Origin of the sequence: Vibrio sp. HI00D65 (assembly GCF_001635455.1) — a bacterium.
Taxonomy (GTDB): Bacteria; Pseudomonadota; Gammaproteobacteria; order Enterobacterales; family Vibrionaceae; genus Vibrio.
In genome coordinates, this window is record NZ_LWEH01000165.1 from 1 (window position 1) to 740 (window position 740).

Genomic DNA, 740 nt, shown 5'->3' on the forward strand with positions numbered 1-740 from the left:
TCTTGGACCCCACCGTGTTAGATAAATCATTGGTTGAACGAATGCCTGACCCTTCTGGGTGGAGACTTCTGGTCTTACCATACAAGGGGAAAGGTATCACTGATGGCGGTATACACCTTCTTGATTCCACTGTGGATAAAGAAAACCTAGCCACATCAGTGTGTTATGTATTGAAGGTTGGTCCTTTGGCTTACAAAGACGATACAAAGTTTGAGGGCATACCATGGTGCAAGAAAGGAGATTGGGTGCTTATCGGTAGATATGCAGGAGCTCGTTTCGCACTAGAAGATGATCACGAAGTCAGAATTATTAATGATGATGAAGTGATCGGAACAATACTAAATCCAGACGATATTAAATCTGCATAGGTGAAAACATGGCTGAAGAAACACTAACTGAAGCTCTGGCTAATCTTAATGATGAGAATATTGAGAAAGCCTCGCTTCCAGAAAACAGAAGAGTAGAAGAAGAAACATCCGAAGAGGTCGCGGTNATTGACCTAGATGAAGAAGATGTTCAAGAAATAGAACCGATTACAGAAGATGTAGTCAAAGAAGACTTTGATGCAAAGCCAATAGATGAAGAAGAAGAAATATCTGAGGCAGAGCGCAGAACAAGNACTTCTCAAGACAGAATAAACAAAGCTGTCGCACAAGCAAAAGAGTTTCAGCGAAGAGAACTACAAGCTTTGCAGTATGTAAAAGAACTGCAGGAGCAGAACAAAAACCTTTCAGGTCAGT

General features: G+C 41.3%; 1 protein-coding gene. It reads left to right on the forward strand.

The annotated features are described in order from the left end of the window. Positions 1 to 368 (forward strand): co-chaperone GroES family protein (locus tag A3712_RS14380; RefSeq protein ID WP_063524015.1); only part of this gene is annotated, 368 nt, incomplete at its 5' end. Positions 369 to 740 lie beyond the last annotated feature (372 nt).